Annotated in this window: 25 protein-coding genes; 20 read left to right on the top strand and 5 right to left on the bottom strand. The window is 76.1% G+C overall.

Features of this window, described 5'->3' with window-relative positions:
- The first annotated feature begins 81 nt into the window (after positions 1-81).
- The 13 genes from FMM08_RS00005 (at position 82) to FMM08_RS00065 (ending at position 12531) form a co-directional block, all read left to right on the top strand.
- Positions 82-789, top strand: coding sequence for an L-ribulose-5-phosphate 4-epimerase (locus tag FMM08_RS00005; protein WP_147924333.1), 708 nt, complete (start codon positions 82-84; stop codon positions 787-789).
- A 62-nt stretch (positions 790-851) separates the two neighbouring features.
- Positions 852-2381, top strand: coding sequence for an L-arabinose isomerase (araA, locus tag FMM08_RS00010; protein ID WP_147924334.1), 1530 nt, complete (start codon positions 852-854; stop codon positions 2379-2381).
- 110 nt (positions 2382-2491) lie between these two features.
- The gene (locus FMM08_RS00015) at positions 2492-3283 is read left to right on the top strand and encodes a sugar phosphate isomerase/epimerase family protein (RefSeq protein WP_255471880.1); all 792 of its coding nucleotides are present in this window, start codon (positions 2492-2494) and stop codon (positions 3281-3283) included.
- Between the two features lie 51 nt (positions 3284-3334).
- Positions 3335-4516: an acetoin utilization protein AcuC gene (locus tag FMM08_RS00020; protein WP_255471881.1), complete on the top strand. Its 1182-nt coding sequence runs from the start codon at positions 3335-3337 to the stop codon at positions 4514-4516.
- 265 nt (positions 4517-4781) lie between these two features.
- Positions 4782-4988, top strand: coding sequence for a helix-turn-helix domain-containing protein (locus FMM08_RS00025; RefSeq protein ID WP_109774631.1), 207 nt, complete (start codon positions 4782-4784; stop codon positions 4986-4988).
- A 104-nt stretch (positions 4989-5092) separates the two neighbouring features.
- Positions 5093-5191 carry a 30S ribosomal protein bS22 gene (locus FMM08_RS00030; protein ID WP_003792170.1) on the top strand — a complete coding sequence of 33 codons (99 nt, stop codon included), beginning with the start codon at positions 5093-5095 and terminating at the stop codon, positions 5189-5191.
- Positions 5192-5312: 121 nt separating this feature from the next.
- A complete protein-coding gene (locus tag FMM08_RS00035) occupies positions 5313-5579 on the top strand; it encodes a glutaredoxin family protein (protein ID WP_147924335.1) in 267 nt (88 codons plus the stop codon).
- A gap of 217 nt (positions 5580-5796) precedes the next feature.
- A complete protein-coding gene (locus FMM08_RS00040; RefSeq protein ID WP_147924796.1) occupies positions 5797-6516 on the top strand; it encodes a redox-sensing transcriptional repressor Rex in 720 nt (239 codons plus the stop codon).
- On the top strand, positions 6513-8000 hold the full coding sequence (locus tag FMM08_RS00045; protein WP_187279438.1) for a glutamyl-tRNA reductase: 1488 nt from the start codon (positions 6513-6515) through the stop codon (positions 7998-8000). Before FMM08_RS00040 ends, FMM08_RS00045 begins: the two co-directional genes overlap by 4 nt.
- Positions 7997-9139 (top strand): hydroxymethylbilane synthase, encoded by a 1143-nt coding sequence (gene hemC / locus FMM08_RS00050; RefSeq protein WP_222710235.1) that lies wholly within the window; start codon positions 7997-7999, stop codon positions 9137-9139. Before FMM08_RS00045 ends, hemC begins: the two co-directional genes overlap by 4 nt.
- Complete coding sequence (locus FMM08_RS00055) at positions 9136-10908, top strand: bifunctional uroporphyrinogen-III C-methyltransferase/uroporphyrinogen-III synthase (RefSeq protein WP_147924336.1); 1773 nt, start codon at positions 9136-9138, stop codon at positions 10906-10908. The genes hemC and FMM08_RS00055 overlap by 4 nt, the downstream gene beginning before the upstream one ends.
- 20 nt (positions 10909-10928) lie before the next feature.
- On the top strand, positions 10929-11909 hold the full coding sequence (gene hemB / locus FMM08_RS00060) for a porphobilinogen synthase (RefSeq protein WP_147924337.1): 981 nt from the start codon (positions 10929-10931) through the stop codon (positions 11907-11909).
- A 151-nt stretch (positions 11910-12060) separates the two neighbouring features.
- Positions 12061-12531, top strand: a complete 471-nt coding sequence (locus FMM08_RS00065; protein ID WP_147924798.1) for an Hsp20/alpha crystallin family protein — start codon at positions 12061-12063, stop codon at positions 12529-12531.
- A gap of 82 nt (positions 12532-12613) precedes the next feature.
- Here the strand turns inward: FMM08_RS00065 and FMM08_RS00070 are convergent, their stop codons facing one another.
- Positions 12614-13450 (bottom strand): M15 family metallopeptidase, encoded by an 837-nt coding sequence (locus tag FMM08_RS00070; protein ID WP_147924338.1) that lies wholly within the window; start codon positions 13448-13450, stop codon positions 12614-12616.
- A gap of 128 nt (positions 13451-13578) precedes the next feature.
- Positions 13579-14322, bottom strand: coding sequence for a TetR/AcrR family transcriptional regulator (locus tag FMM08_RS00075; RefSeq protein WP_147924339.1), 744 nt, complete (start codon positions 14320-14322; stop codon positions 13579-13581).
- Positions 14323-14409: 87 nt separating this feature from the next.
- Between FMM08_RS00075 and FMM08_RS00080 the strand changes: the two genes are divergently transcribed.
- Entirely contained in the window at positions 14410-14916 is a 507-nt protein-coding gene (locus FMM08_RS00080) for a nitroreductase/quinone reductase family protein (RefSeq protein WP_147924340.1), read from the top strand.
- A gap of 443 nt (positions 14917-15359) precedes the next feature.
- On the opposite strand, the gene FMM08_RS00085 is transcribed toward FMM08_RS00080, so the two are convergent.
- Positions 15360-15911 (bottom strand): YceI family protein, encoded by a 552-nt coding sequence (locus FMM08_RS00085; RefSeq protein ID WP_147924341.1) that lies wholly within the window; start codon positions 15909-15911, stop codon positions 15360-15362.
- Between the two features lie 126 nt (positions 15912-16037).
- On the opposite strand from FMM08_RS00085, the gene FMM08_RS00090 reads away from it, so the two are divergent.
- On the top strand, positions 16038-16526 hold the full coding sequence (locus FMM08_RS00090) for a MarR family winged helix-turn-helix transcriptional regulator (RefSeq protein WP_255471888.1): 489 nt from the start codon (positions 16038-16040) through the stop codon (positions 16524-16526).
- Between the two features lie 23 nt (positions 16527-16549).
- Here FMM08_RS00090 and FMM08_RS00095 read toward each other — a convergent pair whose 3' ends face one another.
- On the bottom strand, positions 16550-17695 hold the full coding sequence (locus FMM08_RS00095) for a VIT1/CCC1 transporter family protein (protein ID WP_147924343.1): 1146 nt from the start codon (positions 17693-17695) through the stop codon (positions 16550-16552).
- A gap of 56 nt (positions 17696-17751) precedes the next feature.
- Positions 17752-18495 carry a hypothetical protein gene (locus FMM08_RS00100; RefSeq protein ID WP_147924344.1) on the bottom strand — a complete coding sequence of 248 codons (744 nt, stop codon included), beginning with the start codon at positions 18493-18495 and terminating at the stop codon, positions 17752-17754.
- 51 nt (positions 18496-18546) lie between these two features.
- Between FMM08_RS00100 and hemL the strand changes: the two genes are divergently transcribed.
- The 5 genes from hemL (at position 18547) to FMM08_RS00125 (ending at position 23169) form a co-directional block, all read left to right on the top strand.
- On the top strand, positions 18547-19929 hold the full coding sequence (gene hemL, locus FMM08_RS00105) for a glutamate-1-semialdehyde 2,1-aminomutase (RefSeq protein WP_147924799.1): 1383 nt from the start codon (positions 18547-18549) through the stop codon (positions 19927-19929).
- 157 nt (positions 19930-20086) lie between these two features.
- Positions 20087-21001: a transglutaminase family protein gene (locus tag FMM08_RS00110; RefSeq protein WP_255471975.1), complete on the top strand. Its 915-nt coding sequence runs from the start codon at positions 20087-20089 to the stop codon at positions 20999-21001.
- Between the two features lie 130 nt (positions 21002-21131).
- Positions 21132-21779, top strand: coding sequence for a histidine phosphatase family protein (locus tag FMM08_RS00115; protein ID WP_147924346.1), 648 nt, complete (start codon positions 21132-21134; stop codon positions 21777-21779).
- Complete coding sequence (locus FMM08_RS00120) at positions 21776-22420, top strand: TlpA family protein disulfide reductase (protein WP_147924347.1); 645 nt, start codon at positions 21776-21778, stop codon at positions 22418-22420. The genes FMM08_RS00115 and FMM08_RS00120 overlap by 4 nt, the downstream gene beginning before the upstream one ends.
- Positions 22417-23169 (top strand): cytochrome c biogenesis CcdA family protein, encoded by a 753-nt coding sequence (locus FMM08_RS00125; RefSeq protein WP_147924348.1) that lies wholly within the window; start codon positions 22417-22419, stop codon positions 23167-23169. The genes FMM08_RS00120 and FMM08_RS00125 overlap by 4 nt, the downstream gene beginning before the upstream one ends.
- The last annotated feature ends 4 nt before the right edge of the window (positions 23170-23173 follow it).

Below are 23173 nucleotides of genomic sequence, written 5' to 3' on the forward strand. Positions count from 1 at the left end.
CCGTGTGAGTGCTCACAATCCCAGTGGCCGCCGGCGTCCGCGCTGGACCGATGTGCGCGCGACGAGGAGCACCCCGCACCCATGAGCACCACCCCCAGCAGCACCCCGAGCAGCGGGACCGCCAGGTCCGACCGGGGCACCCACCGCCGCCTGCGCGAGGAGGTGGCCGCGCTGCACGGGCACCTCGTCCGCTACCAGCTGGTGACCTGGACCGCCGGCAACGTCTCGGCCCGCGTGCCCGGTGAGGACCTGTTCGTCATCAAGGCCTCCGGGGTCGACTACGAGTCCCTCGACTGGCGCGGCGTGGTGGTGTGCGACCTCGACGGCAACCTCGTCGACGGCGAGCACGCCCCCAGCTCCGACACCGCGGCGCACGCCTTCGTCTACCGCTCCCGCTCCGACGTCGGCGGCCAGGTCCACACCCACAGCCCCTACGCCACGGCGTGGGCGGCCCGGGGCGAGTCCATCCCCTGCGTGCTCACCGCCATGGCTGACGAGTTCGGCGGCCCGATCCCCGTGGGTCCGTTCGCGATCATCGGCGACGACTCCATCGGCCGCGGCGTGGTGGCCACCCTGGCGGAGTCGCGCAGTCCCGCGGTCCTCATGCAGAACCACGGCGTCTTCACCATCGGGAAGGACGCCCGCTCGGCGGTCAAGGCCGCCGTGATGACCGAGGACGTCGCCCGCACCGTCCACCTGTCCCGCCAGCACGGCGAGCCGCTGCCCATCCCCCAGGACGCGGTCGACCGGCTCTTCAACCGCTACCAGAACGTCTACGGCCAGCGCTGACCGCGACGACGCGGACCCAGAACCCGCAGCGCCACCCCCACCCCGGAAGGCTGAGCACACCCATGTCCCGTACGTCACCCCTGCTCGACCCGTTCTCCACCCGCGAGGTCTGGTTCCTCACGGGCAGCCAGGACCTCTACGGCGAGGAGACCCTCGCCCAGGTGGCCGAGCAGAGCCAGCGCGTCGCCGCGCTGCTCGACGGCGCCGACGCGGTCCCCGTCCGCGTGGTGTGGAAGCCCGTGGTGAAGAGCTCCGACGCCATCCGCCGCGTCATGCTCGAGGCCAGCGCCGACGACTCGGTGGCCGGCGTCATCACCTGGATGCACACGTTCAGCCCGGCCCGGATGTGGATCGCCGGCCTGTCGGTGCTGTCCAAGCCGCTGCTGCACCTGCACACCCAGGCCGACCCGGCCCTGCCGTGGGCGACCATCGACATGGACTTCATGAACCTCAACCAGGCCGCCCACGGCGACCGGGAGTTCGGGTACGTCCTGTCGCGCCTGCGCTCGTCGCGCACCACGGTGGCCGGCTACGCCGGTGACGCGGGCGTGCAGCAGCGCGTGGGGGAGTGGGCCCGCGCCGCCGTGGCCGCGTCCGTGGCGCGCTCGCTCAAGCTGGTCCGCTTCGGCGACACCATGCGCAACGTCGCCGTGACCGAGGGCGACAAGGTCGAGGCCCAGATCCGCTGGGGCGTCGACGTCGAGGCGCTGGGCGTCAACGCCCTCGCCGACGTCGTCCTGCAGGTCTCCGACGCCGAGGCCGACGCCGTGGTGGCCGAGTACGCCGACCGCTACGAGGTGGCCCCCGAGCTGCTCCCCGGCGCCGAGCGCGCCGAGTCGCTGCACTACGGCGCCAAGATCGAGGTGGCGCTGCGCCGCGTGCTCGAGGCCAACGGCGCCGAGGCGTTCACCACCAACTTCGAGGACCTCGGCACCCTGCGCCAGCTGCCGGGCCTGGCCGTGCAGCGCCTCCTGGGAGACGGTTACGGCTTCGCCGGCGAGGGCGACTGGAAGACCGCCGCCCTCACGCGCGTCCTCAAGGCGGCCGGCGCCGGCCTGCCCGGCGGCACGGCGTTCATGGAGGACTACACCTACGACCTGGCCCCTGGGCAGCCGCAGCGGATCCTCGGGGCCCACATGCTCGAGGTCTGCCCGACCATCACCACCTCCACGCCGCGCATCGAGGTGCACCCCCTCGGCATCGGGGACCGCGAGGACCCGGTCCGCATGGTCCACACCGCCGACCCGGGCGACGCCGTCATCGTCGGCTGGTGCGACCTGGGCGAGCGCTTCCGCCTCGTGGCCAACGAGGTGCGCGTGGTGACCCCGCCGCAGGACCTGCCCAACCTGCCCGTGGCCCGCGCCGTCTGGGAGCCGCTGCCCGACTGGCGCACCTCCACCGAGTGCTGGCTCGAGGCCGGCGGTCCCCACCACACCGTCATGACCACCCAGTTCGGCCTCGAGGTCCTGGAGGACCTCGCCGACGTCGTGGGCACCGAGCTCGCGGTCGTCGGCGCCGGCACCACGACGCGCTCCTTCAAGCGCGAGCTGCGCTGGGAGAGCGCCTACCGCGTCCTGCAGCGCGGCGTCTGACGCTCGGGCGTCCGCAGCGCGCCGCCGCCACCCGCCGACCCGGGTGGCGGCGGCGAGGTGCGGACGACCTCCGCCAGGTGCCAGCGCGGCGCCGACCGTAGGGTGATCCGGTGGCTGTCGCGGTGACCCTGTCGACGGCGTCGGTGTACCCCCAGGGGGTCGCCGACGCGTTCGAGATGGCGGCCCGCGTCGGCTACGACGGGGTCGAGGTCATGGTGTGGACCGACCCGGTCAGCCAGGACGAGGACGCCATCGCCGAGCTGTCCGACCACTTCGGGGTGCCGGTGACGTCCGTGCACGCGCCGACGCTGCTGCTCACGCAGCGGGTGTGGGGCAAGGAGCCGTGGCCGAAGGTCGAGCGGGCGGCGCGGATGGCCAAGCGGCTGGGGGCGCGCACCGTGGTGGTGCACCCGCCGTTCCGCTGGCAGAAGGACTACGCCACCGGCTTCGAGGCCGGGGTCCGGCGCATCGCGCAGGCCGAGGGCGTCACCCTCGCCGTCGAGAACATGTACCCCTGGCGCGCCGGCGGGCGCGAGTTCGCCGCGTACCTGCCCGGGTGGGACCCCTGCGAGCTCGACTACGACGCGCTGCTGCTGGACGTCTCCCACGCCGCCACCTCCGGGCTCAGCTGCCTGGAGCTGGCGGAGCGCATGGGCGACCGCCTCAAGCACCTGCACCTCACCGACGGCAACGGCTCCCCCAAGGACGAGCACCTCCTGCCCGGCCAGGGCTCGCAGCCGGTGGCCGAGCTGCTCGCGCACCTGGCAGCGCGGGACTGGCAGGGCGACGCCTGCGTGGAGGTCACCACCCGCCGCAGCCGCGGCCCGGACGAGCGCCGCGCCGCGCTGGCGGCGGCGCTGGCGTTCGCCCGCGAGCACCTCCGGGTGGGCCCGCAGGGCTGACCGGCCCCGGCTGCGCGCCGGCCCGACCCGGCGGCCCGCTAGCGTGCAGGAGTGGCGGATCGCACGCTAGTGGTCTGGGACGACGCCCTCGCGGCGCACGACTTCGGCCCCGGCCACCCCATGGCGCCGCTGCGCCTCGAGCTCACCGCGCGCCTGGCGCGCGAGCTGGGCCTGCTCGAGGCGCCCGGTGTGCGGGTCACGGGCGCCCGCGTGGCGCCCGACGAGCTCATCACCACGGTCCACGACCCCCGCTACGTGGCGGCCGTCCGCCGCGTCTCGGCGGACCCCCGCCTGGTCGACTTCGCGCACGGCCTGGGCACCGACGACGACCCGGTCTTCGCGGGCATGCACGAGACGTCGGCGCGCGTGGTGGCCGCCACCGTCGACTGCGTCGACGCCGTCTGGTCCGGCGAGGCCGAGCACGCGGTGAACGTCAGCGGCGGCATGCACCACGCCATGCCCGACCGCGCCAGCGGCTTCTGCATCTACAACGACGTCGCGGTGGGCATCAACCGCCTCCTCGAGCGCGGAGCGCGCCGCGTGGCGTACGTCGACCTCGACGTCCACCACGGCGACGGCGTCGAGGCCGCCTTCTGGGACGACCCGCGCGTCATGACCGTCTCGCTGCACGAGTCGGGCCGCACGCTCTTCCCGGGCACGGGGTGGCCCGAGGAGACCGGCGGGCCGGGCGCCGAGGGCAGCGCCGTGAACGTCGCCCTGCCGGCGGGCACCGCCGACGCGGGGTGGCTGCGCGCGGTGCACGCCGTGGTGCACCCGCTCGTGCGCGCCTTCCGCCCCGACGTGCTGGTCACCCAGCACGGGGCCGACGCCCACGCGCAGGACCCGCTGGCCAACCTCGCCGTCAGCGTGGACGCGCAGCGCGCCGCTGCGCGGTCCCTGCACGACCTCGCCCACGAGGTCTGCGGGGGGCGGTGGGTGGCCACGGGCGGTGGCGGGTACGACGTCGTCGACGTCGTCCCGCGGGTCTGGGCCCACCTGCTGGGCATCGCCGCCCACGCGCCCGTCCCGCCCGCGACGCCGGTGCCCCCGGGGTGGCGCGACTTCGTCACGGCGCAGGGCTGGGACGCGCCGGAGGCCATGACCGACGGCGCGCAGGCCTGGTTCTCGCCCTGGGAGGCCGGTGCGGACCCCTCCGACCCGCTCGACAGGGCGGTCCTCGCGACCCGGCGCGCCGTCTTCCCCAACCACGGCCTCGACCCCTGGTTCGACTGAGCCGCCGGGCGTCCGCCGCCCAGCGCGGCGCGGCGGAGTCCGACACGCCGCGCGCCACCCACCTGCCCGGTGGATCTCCCGCGGCGGGCGCGGACCCGTAGCACGATGCCCGGGCAGCGGTCTGCCCCGGCGCGCCGACGCTGCCACCAGGGTGTCTCACACGCTTGTAACTTCCGCAACGACTTCCCCAGAAGTCACACGTGCCACTACTGTGAGTTGCATCAGGTCCCTGGAGCTCAGGGTCCAGGGACGACCGGGAGGAACCATGGCGATGGACCGCGACTTCAGCGGTGTGCGCTTCCTCACCGTGGCCGAGGTCGCCACGATGATGCGCGTGTCGAAGATGACGGTGTACCGCCTGGTGCACTCCGGTGAGATGCCCGCCGTGCGCGTGGGCCGCTCCTTCCGGGTGCCGGAGACGGCCGTCGACCAGTACCTCTCGCACTCCTTCGTGGAGACCGAGGCGATGTGACCTCCCCCTGAGCGTTCCGGGCGCACCGCGCGCAGTCGGTACGCTGGGGAGCAGGAGCATCCGCCGGCAGCGCACGCCGCTGCCCCGATCGATCTGAGGCACCGATGGGTTCGGTCATCAAGAAGCGCCGCAAGCGCATGGCGAAGAAGAAGCACCGCAAGCTGCTGCGCAAGACGCGCCACCAGCGCCGCAACAAGAAGTAGGCGCACCTGCTGCAGACCCGCACCGCCTCGCGCGGTGCGGGTCTCGTGCTGTCCGGGGGGCCGTTCGGGTGGTGGGGCGGTGGGTCCCTCGGGCGGAGGGGGTGCCCGGTAGCCTCGCCGCGTGGAGCAGGGGCTGGGTGGGCGCGCGGACGAGCGCGTGGTGCTCTACGGCCGGCGCGGCTGCCACCTGTGCGACGTGGCGCGCGAGCAGGTCGCGCGGGCCTGCGCCGTCGCGGGCGCCACCTGGCGGGAGGTCGACGTCGACGACGACGCCGAGCTGGTGGCGCGCTACAGCGACCTCGTGCCCGTGGTGACGGTGGACGGGCGGCACCACGCCCACTGGCGCGTCAGCGAGGAGGAGCTGCTGGCCGCCCTGGTCCCCCGCTGACGGCCGTCAGGGCGGCCCTCAGGGGCCGACGGCCCGCCGGCGCTGCGCGGGCGGCGCGCGCGGACTTTGTTCTGCCCTTCACAAGTGCCTAGTCTGGGCTGCCCGCGCCACCCGCGCCGGGCGCGGCCGAGGCCTGACCCGCAGGTCCCCGGTGACGCCAGCTGACTGCCAGCAGGAGCCCTGCAGCACCGTGACAGACCCGCACGCCACCCCGCCGCTGCGCGCCCAGCGCGACGGCGCCAGGGGCGTCCCCGACGCCACCGTGGCCCGGCTCCCGGTGTACCTGCGCGTCCTCACCGGCCTCGGTGAGCGCGGCGTCGCCACCGTCTCCAGCGAGGAGCTGGCGCTGGCGGCCGGCGTCGGCTCGGCCACGCTCCGCAAGGACCTCTCCCACCTCGGCAGCTACGGCGTGCGCGGGGTCGGCTACGAGGTCGCGCGGCTCGTGCAGCACGTGGGCCGCTGCCTCGGCCTGGCCGAGGAGTGGCGCGTCGTCATCGTGGGCATCGGCAGCCTCGGCCGGGCGCTGGCCAACTACAGCGGCTTCGCCCCGCTCGGCACGCGCGTGGTCGCCCTGCTCGACAGCGACCCCGCGGTGGTCGGCGAGCGCGTCGCCGGGCTGGAGGTGCTGCCGTCGGCGCGCACCGCCGAGGTGGTGGGCGAGCTGGGCGTGCGGATCGCCGTCCTGGCGGTGCCGGCGAGCGCCGCGCAGGCCGCCTGCGACGCCGTGGTGGCGGCGGGCATCACCAGCGTGCTGTCCTTCGCGCCCGTGGAGCTGCAGGTGCCCGCGGGGGTGGAGCTCCGCAGCGTCGACCTGTCCACCGAGCTGGGCATCCTGGCCTTCCGCGAGCGCCGCCGGGCGGCTGCCGCTGGCGAGCTGTCGCCGGGCCTGGTCGCTGCGGAGGAGCGCGTCACCACGAGCGCGGGGGCCACGCGATGAGCCTGCTGTTCGTGGGGATGTCGCACCGCACCGCCCCCATCGCCCTGCTGGAGCGCGCCGCGCTCGACGCCGACGCGGCCCGCGAGCTGGCCCGCGACCTGTGCGGCGGCGCCGTCCAGGAGGCCGCGGTGCTGGCCACCTGCAACCGCGTCGAGGTCTACGCGGTGGTGCCCGCCTTCCACCTCGGCGTCCAGGACCTGTCGGCGGCGCTCGCGCAGCGGGCGGGAGTCCCCCTGGGCGACCTGGCGGAGTCGCTGCTGTTCGCCTACGGCGAGCGCGCGGTCGAGCACCTGTTCTCGGTCTCCGCCGGCCTGGACTCCATGGCGCTGGGCGAGTCCCAGGTGCTCGGCCAGGTGCGCGCGTCGCTGCGCCGCGGCCAGGAGGACGGCACCGTCGGCAGGGTGCTCGACCAGCTGGTGCAGCGCGCCCTGCGCGTCGGCAAGCGCGTCCACAGCGAGACCGGGCTCGACCGCGCCGGCCGGTCGCTCGTGGAGGCCGCCCTCGAGGGCGCCGACGCGGTGGTCGGTCCCCTGGAGCAGGCGCGGGCCCTCGTCGTCGGTGCCGGCTCGATGAGCGCCCTGGCCGCCACCACGCTCCAGCGCCTGGGCGTCGGGTCGATCGCGGTGGCCAACCGCACCGCCGCGCGCGCCGAGCGCCTCGCCGCCGCCGTGGGCGGCACGTGGCTGCCCCTGGACGACCCCGCGGCCCTGCGCGCCGCCCTCGCCGAGGCCGACGTCGTGGTGTCCTGCACCGGCGCCGTCGGCACCGTGCTGGACGCCGCCGACGTCCAGGCGGCGCGGGCGCAGCGGCGCTCCGGCGCCGACGGCCTCGCCGCGCCGCAGCTCCTCGTCGACCTGGCCCTGCCCCACGACGTCGACCCGGCCGCCGGGGAGCTGCCGGGTGTCGAGCTGGTGGGGCTGGACGCCCTGCGCCGCCGTCTGGCGACCACCCCCGAGGACGACGAGGCGCTGGCCGGCGTGGCGGGCAGCGTCAGGTCCGCGCGCGCCGTGGTCGCCGAGGAGGTGGCCGGCTACCTCGCCGAGCAGCGCGCGGCCGCGGTGGCGCCGACGGTGGCCGCGCTGCGCTCCCTGGCCCGCGACGTGGTGGAGGCCGAGGTCTCCCGGCTGCGGGGGCGCCTGGGCGCCGACGCCGACCCGCGCGTGGTGGCCGAGGCCGAGCTGGCCGTCCACCGCGTCACCGAGAAGCTCCTCCACACGCCGACCGTGCGGGTCAAGGCCCTCGCGGCCGACGGCGCTGACGGCGCCGGCTACGCCGCGGTCCTGCGCGAGCTGTTCGACCTCGACGGCCCCGCCAGCGGCCTCGCCGGGCTGGGCGGTCTGGGTGCCGGCCCTGTCGCGCCGACGGTGTCCACCGCCGGCAGCGCCTCGACGGGCGGCGGCAGCGTGGCCGAGGTGCTGCGGGCCGTCGCCGCGCCGGCCACCGGGTCCGTCCCCGTGGTCGCCACCGAGGAGGGTGCGGCGTGAGCGGGGGGCCCGTGGCCGGTGAGCGCGCCCTGCGCCTCGGCACGCGTCGCAGCGCCCTGGCGCGCACCCAGTCCGAGCACGTCGCGCAGGCCCTGCGCGAGCGCACCGGCCGGGCGGTGGAGCTGGTCGAGGTCACCACCGAGGGCGACGTCTCCCGCGCCCCCCTGTCGAGCCTGGGCGGCACCGGCGTCTTCGCGACGGCGCTGCGCGAGGCGCTGCTCGCCGGGCGCGTGGACCTCGCCGTCCACTCCCTCAAGGACCTGCCGACCGCGCCCGCCCAGGGTCTGGTGGTGGCCGCCGTGCCGCCCCGCGAGGACCCCCGGGACGTGCTGGTCGCCTCCGGCGGCCGTCGCCTGGCGGACCTGCCCGCCGGTGCCCGCGTGGGCACCGGGTCGCCGCGCCGCGCCGCGCAGCTGCGCGCGCTGCGCCCCGACCTGGAGGTGGTGGACGTGCGCGGCAACGTCGACACCCGCCTGCGGATGGTCTCCGAGGGCCCGCTCGACGCCGTGGTCCTCGCCCGCGCGGGCCTGCTGCGCCTGGGCCGCGCCGACGAGGTCACCGAGGTGCTCGACACCGACCAGCTGCTGCCCGCCCCCGGGCAGGGAGCGCTGGCCGTGGAGTGCCGCGCCGACGACGAGGACGTGCGCGCCGCCTGCGCGCTCCTGGACGACGCCGCCAGCCGCGCCGCCACCACCGCCGAGCGCGCGCTCCTGGCCGCCCTGGAGGCCGGCTGCGCCGCCCCTGTCGGTGCCCTCGCCGTCGCCGACGACGACGGCGGGCTGCACCTGACGGGCCTGGTCGCCGCGCTGGACGGCTCGGCCACCGCCGCCCGCACCGGCGCCGGCACCGGCGCGGACGCCGCCGACCTCGGCCGCCGCGTGGCGGCCGAGCTGCTGGCCTCCGGCTCGCCGGCCCTGGCACCCCTGAGCCGCTCGTCCGTCCCGACGACCGCCGCGACCGATGGGCCGACCGGGCCGACCGGTGAGCACGCCCCGCAGACGCCTCAGGCAGCCCGCCTGACGACACCCCCCGACCCCGACCACCCCGACACCCCGCGCACCAGCAGCGCAGCACCGCAGCCAGCCTCGAACACTCACGACACGGCGGCCGACGCGCCGCCGGAGAGGGTGCACCCGTGACCCCGCCCACCTCCGCCCCGACGCTCACCGCCGCTGCGCCGCAGGCAGCGACCGACGCCGGCGCCACCACCGCTCCCAGCACCCCCGCGCCCGCGAGCGCTCCCAGCAGCACGGCCGGCAGCGGGGCGAGCGCCCAGGCCGTCCCCGCGCCCGTGCCGGCGGTCGCCTTCGTCGGTGCCGGCCCCGGTGACCCGGGCCTGCTCACCCTGAGGGCCGCCGAGCTCCTCGCCGCCGCCGACGTCGTCGTCGTCGACCGCGGAGCGGACGCCGAGACCACCGGGGCGCCCGAGGGCGCTGCGCTGGCCGCGGTGGCCCGCCACTGCGCCGACGGCGTCGAGGTCGTGGAGACCGCCTCGCCGGAGGGCAGCGCCCCCCTGACCGGGGCCGCCCGCGCCAAGCTGTCGCTGTCCGCGGCCCGCGCCGGCCGTGCGGTCGTGCGCCTGTTCAGCGGCGACGCCGCCAGCTCCCCGCAGCTGGCCGACGAGCTCGCCGCCGTCCGCCGCGCCGGCGTGGCCGTGGAGGTGGTGCCCGGCGTGTCCGTGGCCACCGCCGTGCCGCTGTACGCCGGCATCGCCACCGCCACCTCCCGCGCCAGCGACGTGCACGTGCTCGACGCCGCGCTCGGCGAGGCCGCGGTCGACGCCGTCAGCGGCGTCCCCGGCACGGTGGTCGTCACCGGTTCCATCGACGACGTCGTGGCGGCCGCCAAGGCCCTGCTGGCCTCCGGCCGCAGCGGGTCTGCGGAGGTCGTCGTGACCTCCGGCGGCACCACGACGGCCCAGCGCACGGTCTCCGCGACCCTCGCGACGCTGCCCGACGTGCTGGCCGCCGAGGGCGACCACCTGCCCCAGCCGCTCGTGGCCGTCCTCGGTCCCGGCGTCGCCAAGCGCGACAAGCTGGCGTGGTTCGAGTCCCGGCCGCTGTTCGGGTGGCGCGTGCTCGTGCCCCGCACGCAGGCGCAGTCGTCGACCACGGTCGAGCGCCTGGCCGCCGTCGGCGCGGTCAGCGAGGTGGTCCCCACCATCGCCGTGGAGCCGCCGCGCAGCCCCCACCAGATGGAGAAGGCCGTCCGCGGCCTGGTCACCGGCCGTTACGAGTGGGTCGGCTTCACCTCCGTCAACGCGGTCCGCGCCGTGAAGGACAAGTTCGCCGAGTACGGCCTGGACGCGCGGGCGTTCTCGGGCCTCAAGGTCGCGGCCGTGGGCGGCGTCACCGCCGCCGAGCTGCGCGCCTGGGGCATCGAGCCCGACCTCGTGCCCGAGGGGGAGCAGTCCGCCGCCGGGCTGCTCGCCGAGTGGCCGCCGTTCGACGAGGTGCTGGACCCCATCGACAGGGTCTTCCTGCCGCGCGCGGACATCGCCACGGACACCCTCGTCGAGGGCCTGCAGCAGATCGGCTGGCAGGTCGACGACGTGACCGCCTACCGCACCGTCCGGGCGGCCCCGCCGCCGGCGCCGGTGCGCGACGCCATCAAGACGGGCGCCTTCGACGCGGTCGTCTTCACCTCCTCCTCGACGGTGCGCAACCTCGTCGGCATCGCCGGCAAGCCGCACCCGAGCACGGTGGTGGCCTGCATCGGCCCTGCGACGTGCGCGACGGCCACCGAGCTGGGGCTGCGCGTCGACGTGCAGGCCGAGCACGCCAGCACGGCGTCGCTCGTCGACGCCCTCGCGGCCTACGGCGCGCAGCTGCGCGCCCAGGCCGAGGAGGCCGGCGAGCCGGTGCTGCGCCCGAGCGAGCGCCGGGCCGGCGCCCGGCGCCGTCGCTGACGAGCTGAGGAGAGTCCTCCGTGCCCTTCCCCGCTGAGCGGCCGCGGCGCCTGCGCGCCACCCCGGCGCTGCGGTCGCTCAGCGCCCAGGAGCACCTGGCGCCGCAGCGCCTGGTGCTGCCGGTGTTCGTCAAGGAGGGGCTGCGCGAACCCTCGCCGATGCAGTCGATGCCGGGCGTGGTGCAGCACACGATGACCTCGCTGGTGGACGCGGCGCAGGAGGCCGTGGCCGCTGGCGTCGGCGGGATCATGGTCTTCGGCGTCCCGGCCGTGCGCGACGCGCGCGGCTCGGGAGCCGACGACCCCGAGGGCGTCCTCAACACCGCCCTGCGCGTGCTCGACGAGGCCGTCGGCTCCGACTGCGTGGTCATGGCCGACCTGTGCCTGGACGAGTTCACCGACCACGGCCACTGCGGCGTCCTGGACGACGCGGGTCGGGTCGACAACGACGCGACGCTGGAGCGCTACGCCTCCATGGCGCTGGCGCAGGCCGAGGCCGGGGCCTCCCTGCTGGGCCTGTCCGGGATGATGGACGGCCAGACCGGGGTGGTGCGCTCCGCGCTGGACGCGGTCGGGCGGTCCGACGTCGTCCTGCTGGCCTACGCCGCCAAGTACGCGTCGGCGTTCTACGGGCCGTTCCGGGAGGCCGTCGAGTCGACCCTGCAGGGGGACCGCCGGGCGTACCAGATGGACCCGGGCAACCGCCGTGAGGCGCTGCGCGAGGTGCGCCTCGACGTCGCCGAGGGTGCGGACGTCGTCATGGTCAAGCCCGCACTGCCCTACCTCGACGTGCTCAGCGACGTCGCAGCCGCCGTGGACGTCCCGGTGTGGGCCTACCAGGTCTCCGGTGAGTACGCGATGGTCGAGGCCGCGGCGGCCGCCGGCATGATCGATCGCCAGCGCGCCATCCTCGAGTCGCTGGTGTCCGTCCAGCGGGCGGGGGCCACCGCCACCCTGACCTACTGGGCCACGGAGGTCGCAGACCTGCTCCGTCGGGGCTGACGAGGGTTGAGCGGGTCGGGCTCAGCTCTGGTTTGGGCCGCCCCCGTGCGGGGTAATCACCGGGTGGCACCGCAGAGGGTGCCCGCGGGCCGCGGCAGCGGGCCGCGTCCCGTGATCTCGTGATCCGGTGAGGAGGATCCCCGTGACCGTCATGCAGTTCGACCCCTTCGGCGACCCCTTCCGCCAGCTCGACCGCATGGCCCAGCAGCTGGTCAGCGGCGCCCGCACGCCGATGCGCATGCCGATGGACGTCTGGAAGGACGAGAGCGGCTACCACGTCGAGCTCGACCTGCCGGGCGTCGACCCGAGCAGCGTCGACGTGACCACCGAGCGCAACGTCATCACCGTCCGCGCCGAGCGCTCCACGCGCGCGGCGGGCTCCCGCGAGGTGCTCATCGCCGAGCGTCCGCACGGCTCGTTCGTCCGGCAGCTGCAGATCGGCGACGGCCTCGACGCGGGCGGCGTCAGCGCCGACTACCGCGACGGCGTGCTGCACCTGCTGGTGCCGGTCGCGCCCTCGGCCCAGCCGCGGCGCGTCGAAGTCTCGCGCAGCACCCGCCCGGACCACCACGAGGTGGTCGAGGGCAGCGGCGAGCAGCGCGAGGCCGTCGGTTCCGCGTGACGTTCCGCTGACGGGCTGGCTCGCCAGCCCGTCGCGCGAGGTGGGCGGCCCCGCTACCGCTGGTCCGGCACGGACGGTGCGGTCAGGCGTAGTCGGGGCCGCCACTCACGCCGAAGAACTGCTCCAGCGTGGGGGTCCCCGCGGCGACCATCGCCGCGACCAGCTCCGCCCCCACCCAGCGGAAGTGCCACGGCTCGGGGTTGTACCCGGTGACCGCCTGGTCGGTCTCCGTGTAGCGCAGGAGCCACCCGTGCTCACCGGCGTGCTCCGCGAGCCACAACCCCTCGTCGGTCTGGCCGAACCGGGGGCTCAGCGTCGCCCGGCCGTCCGCGGAGGAGAAGTCCACGGCGAGCCCGGTCTGGTGCTCGCTGTGGCCGGCGCGGGCGCTGTACCTGTCCGCTCCGGCCTGCCCGTTGCGGGCGACGGAACGGCGGTGCACCTGCTCCTGGTAGTCGAAGGTGCGGAAGCCGCTGACCAGCGTGAGCGCCACGCCGTCGTCCCTGCTGTGCGCGAGCAGCGCCTCGAGGTCGGGCGCTGCCGCGGCGCTCACCAGCTCACCCGCCACGCGCACCACCTGGGCGGGCTCGTAGTCCGAGGGCACGATGGGGTGCTGCTTGTTGACCACCACCCAGGGGCTGGCGGCCTCCGAGGTGGAGTGCGCCGACCTGTCGAAGGTCGCTGCGGTGGTGGCGGAGGTGGGCGACGGATCGGCGCCCGCGGTGGAGGGCGCAGGGCCGACGGGGGTGGGCGGTGCCTGTGCGGAGACGAGCGCCTCCGGCGGTGCGGCCGTCACGGGAGCACCCCTGCTCCAGCGGCCGCTGACCCCGGAGGAGGCCGCGAAGGCGCCCACCACCCAGGCCGCCCCCACCACCAGGGCTCCCCGGCGCGTGACGGAGGAAGGGGTGCGGTGCCGACTCACGAGCTGGCCCTTTCCGAGACGTGCTGGGCGACGGCCCGGTGCTGGGGCGGTCCGCCCGAGCCTAGGTGAGGTGCGGCCGCGGTGTGACCGCGCGTGACGGAACGCTACGTCGCCGTCACAGCCCGAGGTCACAGCCCGAGGTCGTCAGCGATGGCCTCGACCACGGCCTCGGAGAAGGCGTCGGCGGGGTCGAAGGTGTTCGCCAGCTGCCCGAAGAGCTCGCTGCTCACGAGGCCCAGCAGTGCGGTCCAGGCGCGAGCGCCGGCCACGACCACCTCGGGGGCCAGCCCCCGCAGGCGCTCGCCGCCCGCGGCGACCACCCGCCCGGCGTGCTCCTCGAGCAGCGGCGTCACGGGGCGGACGCGCAGCGCCCCGGCCCCGTCGTGGGAGCTCGTCGCACCCGGTGCCTCCGCACCGCTCGCGCGACCCGCAGCGGCGTCCGCGAGCACGGCCAGCAGCGCCAGGGGTGCGCGCGAGCCCGCCGCCGTGGTCCGTTCGTCACCGCGGTAGCCGGGCACCGGTGAGCCGTGCACCAGGGCGTACTCGTGGGGGTGGGCCAGGGCCCAGCCCCGCACGGCGCGGCAGCCGGAGGCGAACCGGTCCCGGGGCGTCCGGCCGGGTGCCGGGGCGCAGGCGCTCTCGACGGCGTCGGCGCAGCTGTCGTAGGCCTCGATGATGAGCGCCGTCAGCAGCTCGTCGCGGGTGGCGACGTAGCGGTAGACCGCCGAGGACGCCATGCCCAGTTCGCGGGCCACGGCGCGCACGGACAGCGCCGCCGCGCCGGACTCGGCCAGCTGGCGGCGCGCGGCACTGAGGATCTCCGCCGTCAGCTCTCGGCGAGCGCGCTCGCGGGCGGTGAGGGTGGCGTTCACCCCTCCTTCCTACCAGGCGTAGGAGCAGCGCTCACAAAAGAGAGCACTGCTCTTGCTTTCGTCGAGATGAGGGAGCATGCTCGAGCCATGTCGAGAAGAGCAGTGCTCTCTGGTGCGTCCGGTGCTCGTGAGGGCGGGGCCGGAGCGTCGGCCCGGTACCTGGCGCCGGGGTGGTTCACCGCCCGGGTCTTCAACCCCGCAGTCGCCCTCCTGACCCGCCGGGGCCTGCCGCTGGCGGGCTCGCGGGTGCTGGCGGTGCGCGGGCGCAGCTCGGGGGAGTGGCGCACGACGCCCGTCAACCCCCTGGAGGTGGGCGGCGTGCGCCACCTCGTGGCGCCCCGCGGCACCACCCAGTGGGTGCGCAACCTGCGCGCCGCGGAGCAGGGGGAGCTGCGCGTCGGCCGCCGCAGTGAGGCCTTCCGCGCCGTGGAGCTGCCCGATGCCGACAAGGTCCCCGTCCTGCGCGAGTACCTGCGCCGGTGGGCGTGGGAGGTGGGTGCCTTCTTCGACGGCGTCGGTGCTGGGGCGAGCGACGAGGAGCTGCTGGCCGCCGCCCCGAAGCACCCCGTCTTCCGCATCGAGCCGCTCCGCTGACGTCCGTCGTCGTCCTCCGGCTCGACCCCCACCTCCGCGCCACCGCCCCCCACCATCAAGCGCCTGCGTGCCACGTTCGACAGCTCGACGCGTCGGGGCGCTGGGCCCCCTGGGTGCGCGAGTGGCGGCGGGTGGTCGAGGGGCGGCGCCGCCCGCGGGGGCGAGGTGCCCTGGGGTGCTGGTCCCCGGTGGGGCCGCTGAGTCCCCGCGTCCGGACGCTCCACCCGGGACGCGGCGTCCCCACTGGGACTGGGCGTCCCGGCGTCAGCGCCGGTGCCGGGGTCTTGGTGGGCAGGCCGTGAGCTGCCTCTCGTGCGCTGGTGTGGCGCGCAGGTGCGCGATCGTGCGGGAGGGGGACGATCATGCAGAAGACCCGCACCCGGGAGGCCGGGATGCGGGTCTTCTGCATGATCGCCGGCGCGTCGGCCGGCGAGGGCTGGGACTCAGGCCTGCTTGATGGCCGAGATGTCCAGCGTGATCTTGATCTTCTCGCTGACGAGCACGCCGCCGGTCTCGAGGGCGGCGTTCCAGGTCAGCCCGAAGTCCTTGCGGTTGATCTCGGCCTCGGCGGAGAAGCCGGCGCGGGAGTTGCCGAACGGGTCGGTGGCGACGCCCTCGGCGGTCACCTCGAGCTGCACGGGCTTGGTCACGCCGTGCAGGGTGAGCTCGCCGTCCACGACGAAGCCGTCACCGGAGACCTGCACCGCGGTGGAGCGGTAGGTCATGGTGGGGAACTGCTCGACGTCGAAGAAGTCGGCGCTCTTGAGGTGGCCGTCGCGGTCGGCGGAGCGGGTGTCGACGCTGGCGACCTGGATGGTGGCCTCGACCGAGATGAGGGAGGCGTCGTCAGCGAGCACCACGGTGCCGGCGACGTCGGAGAAGCGGCCGCGCACCTTGGTGACCATCGCGTGGCGAGCGGTGAAGCCGACCTCGGAGTGCGACGGGTCGACGGTGTAGGTGCCAGCGACGAGACCGGCGGGCAGGGTGGTGGTCATGGAGTCCTCCAGGTGTGTCGACGAGCGGATCAGGCGCCGCGGAGGTGCGCTGCGCCTCCACTGTGACGCATAATGGTTCAACATTCAACTTTGTTCCCGTCGTGTCCACACCCGGAGGTGGCCCGCGTGCCCCAGACCACTGAGACCACCGCCGAGACGAGTGCCCGGACCCGCTGGCTGGACGCCGACGAGCAGCGCACCTGGCGCACCTACCTCGAGGCCACCCAGCTGCTGACCCGGCGCCTCAACCAGGAGCTGGACGAGTCCTCCCACGACCTGTCCCTGGCCGACTACGAGCTGCTCGTGCGGCTGTCGGAGTCGCCGGAGAGGTCGCTGCGCATGTCGGACCTCGCCGACGACCTCGTCCACTCCCGCAGCCGCCTCACGCACGCCATCTCCCGGCTGCAGGACCGCGGGCTCGTCGAGCGGCGCGCCTGCCCGGAGGACCGCCGCGGCGTGCTGGCCGTCATGACGCCCGCGGGCTCCGCCGCCCTCGAGGCGGCCGCGCCGCTGCACGTCACCGGGGTGCGCGAGCACCTCTTCGACCAGCTCACCGCCGAGGACGTCGAGGCGCTCGGCCGCATCTGCACGAAGCTGGCCGAGCACCTGCGCTGACCCGGTGGGGGCCGGCCGGTCCCTCAGCCGAGGGTCGTGCCGAACGCCAGCCCCAGCAGGTAGGTCACGGCCGCGGCGCCCAGGCCGATGGCCAGCTGCCGCAGCCCCCGCGGCAGCAGCGGCCCCCCGCTGAGCACCCCGACCACCGCGCCCGTGGACAGCAGCGCCAACGACACGAGCACCAGCGCGGTGGCCAGCGCGGCCACCTCCTCCAGCCCGACCAGGAAGGGCAGCACCGGCACCAGCGCGCCGCTGGCGAAGAACACGAACGAGGAGCCCGCGGCGGCCCAGGCGCTGCCGACGACGTCGTCGCCGTCATCCTCCGGGGGCACCCCCAGGCCGGGCGACGGGGACAGGGGCCGCGCCGCGGCAGCCCGCCCGTGCCCCGGCTGGCCGCCCTGCAGCGCGGCGAGCTGCTCGGCGGCGTGCCGCTCGGCCTCGGCCTCGGCCATCCCCCGGGCCCGGTAGACCAGCGCCAGCTCGTTGGCGTCGACGTCGAGCGCGCCCACCACCGACGGCGAGTGCGGTGCCGGCGCGGAGGCGGCGATGAGCTCGCGCTGGGAGCGCACCGAGACGTACTCGCCAGCGGCCATCGACAGCGCGCCCGCGAGCAGCCCCGAGATCCCCGTCAGCAGGATGGCCTGCGTGCCCGTGCCGGCGCCGGCCACGCCCAGCACGAGCGCGAGGTTGGACACCAGCCCGTCGTTGGCGCCGAAGACCGCGGCCCTGAAGGTGCCCGACACCCGGGCGCGCCCGCGCGCCGCCAGGCCGCGCACCACCTCGCCGTGCACCTGCTCGTCGGCGGCCATCGCGGCGGTGGCGTGCGGCTCGCTGCCGTAGCTGGACCGCGCCTCCGCCTGCTGCGCCAGGGCCAGCACGAACACGGACCCGAAGCGCTGCGCCAGCAGCGCCAGCAGCCGCAGCCCGGTGCTGGGGCGACCGGGGCGCGGGGGTGCGCCCGTGGCCTGCTCGATGAGCGCCGCCCAGTGCGCGGCGTGGCGGCCCTCAGCCTCCGCCAGGGCCAGCAGCACCTCGCGCTCCTCGCCGCCGCGCCGCTGCGCGAGGCGCCGGTAGACGGTGGCCTCGTACTGCTCGTCGGCGAGCAGCCGTCGCCACCGCCGGATGTCGCGCGAGGAGGTCGAGCGGGGGGTGCCGGGCACGGCGCTCATGATGGTCGCCCCGGCGCACGACCGCCCGAGGGCGGCCCAGGGGGACGGGCCGCGGCTCAGGGGCCGGGGTCGAGGACGAGGAACCGTCCCGTGGCGGCGTACCAGCCCGCGTCCAGCAGCAGGCCCGCGCCGAGCAGCGCGAGCGCCGCGGTGACCAGGTGGTGCACGGCCGGGCGCACCCGGTCCCACCAGCGGGCGAACAGCGCCGCCGCCCGCTCGTGGCCGCCGCGGGCCACGGCCACGAGCAGCAGCACCAGCGGCGCCTGGCTCACCACCGACCACACGAGGTGCGCCGCCACCACCCCCACCAGCGGCTCACCGCGACCGGCGAGGACCACGAGCCCGACGAAGGACGGGTCGAGCACCGCACCGGCGGTGAAGACGACGGCGGCGCCCGTCAGGCCCGCCCCTCCCGCCAGGCGCGCCCCCGACCGCCGTCCCGCGTCCGCGGCGGCCTCCTCGCGGACCGCGTCGGCACCCCGCCGCAGCCGACGCGCGGCCCACCCGAGCGCCAGCGCGCCGGCGAGCGCCTCGAGCGCGGCGGTGACCGGCCCGCCCGGCAGGGCGCCCGCCCAGTCGACGCCGGCCAGGGAGGCGCCGGCGGTCACCGACAGCACCACGCCCAGCCCGGCGGTGAGCACGAGCACCAGGGCGCCGAAGGCCAGCACCGCGCGGGGGCGCGCGCCGGCGGCGAGCGCCGCGACGGCCAGCAGCGCCCCGGTGGGGTCCAGACCGGCCACGCCCAGGCCGGCGGCCGCGAGCAGCAGGCCCGCCGCTCCCTCCAGCGCGCCGTCGGTCACACCCGCACGCTAGGCCCGCTCGTCGTCGCGGGGGTGCGCGGGGAGGATGGTCTGGTGACCTCCACCAGCCCGACCAGCCCCGCCCCGGGCTCCACGCCCGCTCCCGCCTCCCAGGCGCTGTTCGAGCGCGCGAGCGCCGTGCTGCCGGGAGGCGTCAACTCCCCGGTGCGGGCGTTCCGCGCGGTGGGCGGCACCCCGCGCTTCACCGCGTCGGCCGAGGGCCCGTGGCTCACCGACGCCGACGGCGTGCGCCGCGTGGACCTCATCGGCTCGTGGGGCCCCATGATCCTGGGCCACGGCCACCCCGGCGTCCGCGAGGCGGTGGTGGCCGCAGCGGCCAAGGGCTTCAGCTTCGGCACGCCCAGCGAGGGCGAGGTGCTGCTCGCCGAGGAGCTCGTAGCGCGCGTGGAGCCGCTGGAGAAGGTGCGCCTGGTCAGCTCCGGCACCGAGGCCACGATGAGCGCGATCCGCCTGGCCCGCGGCTTCACCGGCCGGCCCGTCGTGGTGAAGTTCGCCGGCTGCTACCACGGCCACGTCGACGCGCTGCTGGCCTCGGCCGGCTCCGGCCTGGCCACCTTCGCCCTGCCCGACACCCCCGGCGTCACCCCGGAGAGCGCCGCGGAGACGCTCGTGCTGCCCTTCAACGACGTCCCCGCGCTGGAGCAGGCCTTCGCCGCCCACGGAGACCGGATCGCGTGCGTCATCACCGAGGCCGCCGCGGGCAACATGGGCGTGGTGCCCCCCGCGCCGGGGTGGACCGCGGCGCTGCTGCGGGAGACCCGCCGCGCCGGCGCCCTGCTCATCAGCGACGAGGTGATGACCGGGTTCCGCCTCTCCCGCGCCGGCTGGTTCGGGCTGGAGGGCCGCCAGACCGCGGACCTCGGTGACGGCGCGGGGGAGCAGGCCCTGGCGCCGGACCTGTTCACCTTCGGCAAGGTCATGGGGGGCGGCTTCCCGGTGGCGGCCTTCGGCGGCCGCGCCGACGTCATGGCCCACCTGGCCCCGGCCGGTCCCGTCTACCAGGCGGGCACGCTCTCGGGGAACCCCGTGGCCTCCGCCGCGGGCCTCGCCACGCTCCAGCGCTGCACCGAGGAGGTCTACGCCCGCGTCGACGCCGTCGCCGCCACCCTCCGCGAGGCGGCCTCCGCGGCGCTCGCGGCCGAGGGCGTCCCCCACACCCTGGGGGTCGCGGGCAGCATGTTCAGCGTCTTCTTCACCGACACCCGAGTGGTCGACTACGACACCGCCCGCACCCAGGACGCCGGCGCCTTCGCCGCGTTCTTCCACGCCATGCTCGACGCCGGGGTGCACCTGCCGCCGTCCTGCTACGAGTCGTGGTTCTGCTCGGCGGCGCACGACGACGAGGCGGTCGGCGTCGTCCTCGACGCCCTCCCGGGGGCCGCCCGGGCTGCGGCCGCGGCGCAGCGGGGGTAGGCAGGACCCCACCCGGACGGCTCAAGCAGCGGGCCGCGTCGGCCGATCGAGGGAGAGCGCCGGTGCGGCGCAACACCGTGGAAACGGAAGACGTGCAGGATCCGTGCATGACGGCGATCACCGCTGTTGGCGGCTCTGCTGAAGGGGTCCCCTCGTGATGCTCGACGCGCTCAGCGCTCCCCTGCTCACCGCGCAGACCGCCGAGCTCGACGCCGCGGCCCGCGTGGTCTACCGGCTCGAGCAGACGTTCCGGTACACCTACGACGCGCCCGTCACGGACCTGCGGCAGCGCCTCGTGGTGCTGCCCCCGGCGGTGCACGGCGACGTCCACCGCCGCCTGGCAACCCTGAGCGTCACCGGCCTGGAGGACGGCGGCGTCCGGCGCAGCGACCGCCGCGACGCCTTCGGCAACACCGTCACCCGCGTCCGGGCCGACCGCGTGGCCGAGGGCGTCGAGTTCCGGCTGGCCGCCGTGCTGGAGCGCGTGGCGCCCTCCGCCCCCCACGCGGCGCACGCGACCGCCCCGCGCACGGCCCTGCGGGACCCGCGCCTGCTGGCGCCGACGCACCTCACCCGACCCGACGAGGCCGTCGTCGAGCTGGCCGAGTCGCTGCGCCGCCCCGAGAACCCCCTGGAGACCGCCGAGCGCGTCTGCTCCGCCGTGCACGCCCGGTTCCGCTACGAGTTCGGGACGACGACGACGCGCACCACCGCCGCACAGGCCCTCGCCGGAGGCGTCGGCGTCTGCCAGGACTACGCGCACGTGATGATCGCGGTGATGCGCCACCTGGGCATCCCCACCCGCTACGTGTCGGGGCACCTCATCGGGCAGGGCGGGACCCACGCGTGGGTCGACGTCGTCGTCCCCGGGCTCGTGGAGGGGCGTCCCGGCGCCGTGGCGGTGGCCTTCGACCCGTGCAACGACAAGCGGGCCGGTGGAGGCCACCTCACCGTCGCCGTCGGCCGCGACTACGCCGACGTGGCCCCCACCTCGGGCAGCTACAGCGGCGAGGGCGTGCGCGGCACCCTGAGCTCCACGCGCGACCTGGGCGTCGTCAGCATCCAGCCCTGAGGCGCTGGGCGGGGGTGACCCGTCCAGCCGGGGGCGCCGGGGGTCGGGTCGCCGCGCGGCGCGTGTGATGTCGCGCGCAGGCGTCCGGCGCGCGGCCCCGGCACCCAGGTGCGGGTGGGATGCTGTCGGCATGGCCCTGACCGCCGTCCACCTGCTGCGCCACGGGGAGGTCCACAACCCCGGGCGCGTGCTCTACGGCCGGCTCCCGGGCTACCGCCTCTCCGAGCGGGGCCAGGCCATGGCCGCGCTCGTGGCGAAGACCCTCGCCGAGGAGGGCGCCGACGTGGTCGAGGTGGTCGCGTCCCCGCTGCAGCGGGCCCAGGAGACCGCCGCACCCGTCGCCGAGGCCTTCGGCGTGCCCGTGGGCGCCGACGAGCGGCTCATCGAGGCCGCCAACCACTTCGAGGGCCTCACCTTCGGAGTCGGGGACGGCGCCCTCACCCGCCCTCGCCACTGGTGGGTGCTGCGCAACCCCCTGCGCCCCTCCTGGGGCGAGCCGTACGCCGAGCAGGCCGAGCGGGTGCTCGCCGTGGCCCGCGAGGCCGCCGCGCGCAACGCCGGTCACGAGACCGTGCTCGTCGCCCACCAGCTGCCCATCTACTCCGCCCGCCGCCGCGCCGAGGGCCGCCGCCTCTGGCACGACCCGCGCAAGCGCGAGTGCACCCTGGCCAGCCTGACCACCTTGCGCTTCGACGGCACGGCGCTGGTGGGGGTGGACTACCGCGAGCCCGCCGCCTCGCTGCTGCCCGGCGCCGTCGACACGGCGGGTGCCGCGTGAGCGGCCTCCCCGGCCGGCAGGGGCCCTCGCGCCGCGCGCTGCTGGCGGGCGCCCTCGCCCTGCCGGCCGCCGCGGCCCTCGCCGCCTGCCAGGGGCTCGGGCAGACCAGCGGTGACACCGGCAACCAGCAGGGCTACGTCTCCGGCAACGGCGACCTGACCATCCTGCCGGTGGCGGACCGCGGCCAGCCGGTGGTCCTGTCGGGGACGACGACGACGGGCGACACCGCTGACGTCGCCGCGTGGCGCGGGCAGGTCGTGGTGATCAACGTCTGGTACGCCGCCTGCGCCCCGTGCCGGGCGGAGGCACCCCACCTGGCGAAGGTCGCGGGCGACAACCCCGACGTGCGCTTCCTCGGTCTCAACACGCGCGACGGGCAGGCGCAGGCCCAGAACTTCGAGCGCGAGTTCGCCATCCCGTACCCGAGCATCCTCGACAAGGGCTCGGGGCAGGGGCTGCTCGCGCTGCGCGGGACCATCCCGCCGACCGCCGTGCCCTCCACGGTCGTCCTCGACACCGAGGGGCGGCCCGCGGCGTGCGTCGTGGGCAAGGTCGAGGAGAGCGTGCTGCGCGGAGTCATCGACGACGTGCGCAGCGGGCGGGCCGACAGCGGCGACGCGGGCGCTGGGACCAGCGCGTGAGCGCCGCAGAGCTCTTCCAGGGCGTCGCCGGGAGCGGCCCGCTGCTGCTCGCTGCGCTCGTCGCCGCGGTGGCCGGCCTGGTGAGCTTCGCCTCGCCGTGCGTCCTGCCGCTGGTGCCCGGCTACCTCGGCTACGTGACGGGGCTGACCGGTGTCGACCTCGAGCGCCAGCGCCGCGGACGGCTGCTGCTCGGTGCGGTGCTGTTCGTGCTGGGGTTCTCGGCGGTCTTCGTGGCTGCCGGCGCGGCCTTCGGGGCCCTCGGTGCCTTCCTCGTCGGGCACCAGCTCGAGCTGACCCGGTGGATGGGCGTCGTCGTCGTGCTCATGGGGCTGGCGTTCCTCGGCGTGGTGCCGGGGCTGCGCGGGGAGGCCAAGGTGCGCTGGCGACCGGCGGCCGGGCTCGTCGGTGCACCGCTGCTCGGCGCGACGTTCGGGTTGGGCTGGACGCCGTGCATCGGCCCGACGCTCGGCGTGGTGCTCACGCTCGCGACCAACTCCGGCACCGCCTCGCGGGGTGTGCTCCTGACGATCGCCTACTGCCTGGGGCTCGGTCTGCCGTTCGTGCTCGTCGCCCTCGGCCTCGGACGCTCGGCCCGTGCGCTCGACTGGCTGCGCCAGCGGCGGCTCGTCATCGCGCGGACCGGTGGCGTGGCCCTCGTCGTGGTCGGGGTGCTGCTCGTCAGCGGCCTGTGGGGCCAGTGGGTCGGCGCGCTGCAGGGCAGCCTCGCCAGCTGGGAGACCCCGGTCTGATGGT

The sequence above is a fragment of the Quadrisphaera setariae genome (genome assembly GCF_008041935.1).
Lineage (GTDB): Bacteria > Actinomycetota > Actinomycetes > Actinomycetales > Quadrisphaeraceae > Quadrisphaera > Quadrisphaera setariae.

Excerpts from the sequence above, each read along its gene's own strand:
- FMM08_RS00005 (WP_147924333.1), top strand. The coding sequence starts at position 82 with ATGAGCACCACCCCCAGCAGCACCCCGAGCAGCGGGACCGCCAGGTCC.
- FMM08_RS00095 (WP_147924343.1), bottom strand. The coding sequence starts at position 17,695 with ATGAGCGCCGTGCCCGGCACCCCCCGCTCGACCTCCTCGCGCGACATC.
- FMM08_RS00080 (WP_147924340.1), top strand. The coding sequence starts at position 14,410 with ATGTCGAGAAGAGCAGTGCTCTCTGGTGCGTCCGGTGCTCGTGAGGGC.
- FMM08_RS00065 (WP_147924798.1), top strand. The coding sequence starts at position 12,061 with ATGCAGTTCGACCCCTTCGGCGACCCCTTCCGCCAGCTCGACCGCATG.
- FMM08_RS00110 (WP_255471975.1), top strand. The coding sequence starts at position 20,087 with ATGCTCGACGCGCTCAGCGCTCCCCTGCTCACCGCGCAGACCGCCGAG.
- araA (WP_147924334.1), top strand. The coding sequence starts at position 852 with ATGTCCCGTACGTCACCCCTGCTCGACCCGTTCTCCACCCGCGAGGTC.
- FMM08_RS00025 (WP_109774631.1), top strand. The coding sequence starts at position 4,782 with ATGGCGATGGACCGCGACTTCAGCGGTGTGCGCTTCCTCACCGTGGCC.
- FMM08_RS00115 (WP_147924346.1), top strand. The coding sequence starts at position 21,132 with ATGGCCCTGACCGCCGTCCACCTGCTGCGCCACGGGGAGGTCCACAAC.
- FMM08_RS00030 (WP_003792170.1), top strand. The coding sequence starts at position 5,093 with ATGGGTTCGGTCATCAAGAAGCGCCGCAAGCGCATGGCGAAGAAGAAG.
- FMM08_RS00085 (WP_147924341.1), bottom strand. The coding sequence starts at position 15,911 with ATGACCACCACCCTGCCCGCCGGTCTCGTCGCTGGCACCTACACCGTC.
- FMM08_RS00045 (WP_187279438.1), top strand. The coding sequence starts at position 6,513 with ATGAGCCTGCTGTTCGTGGGGATGTCGCACCGCACCGCCCCCATCGCC.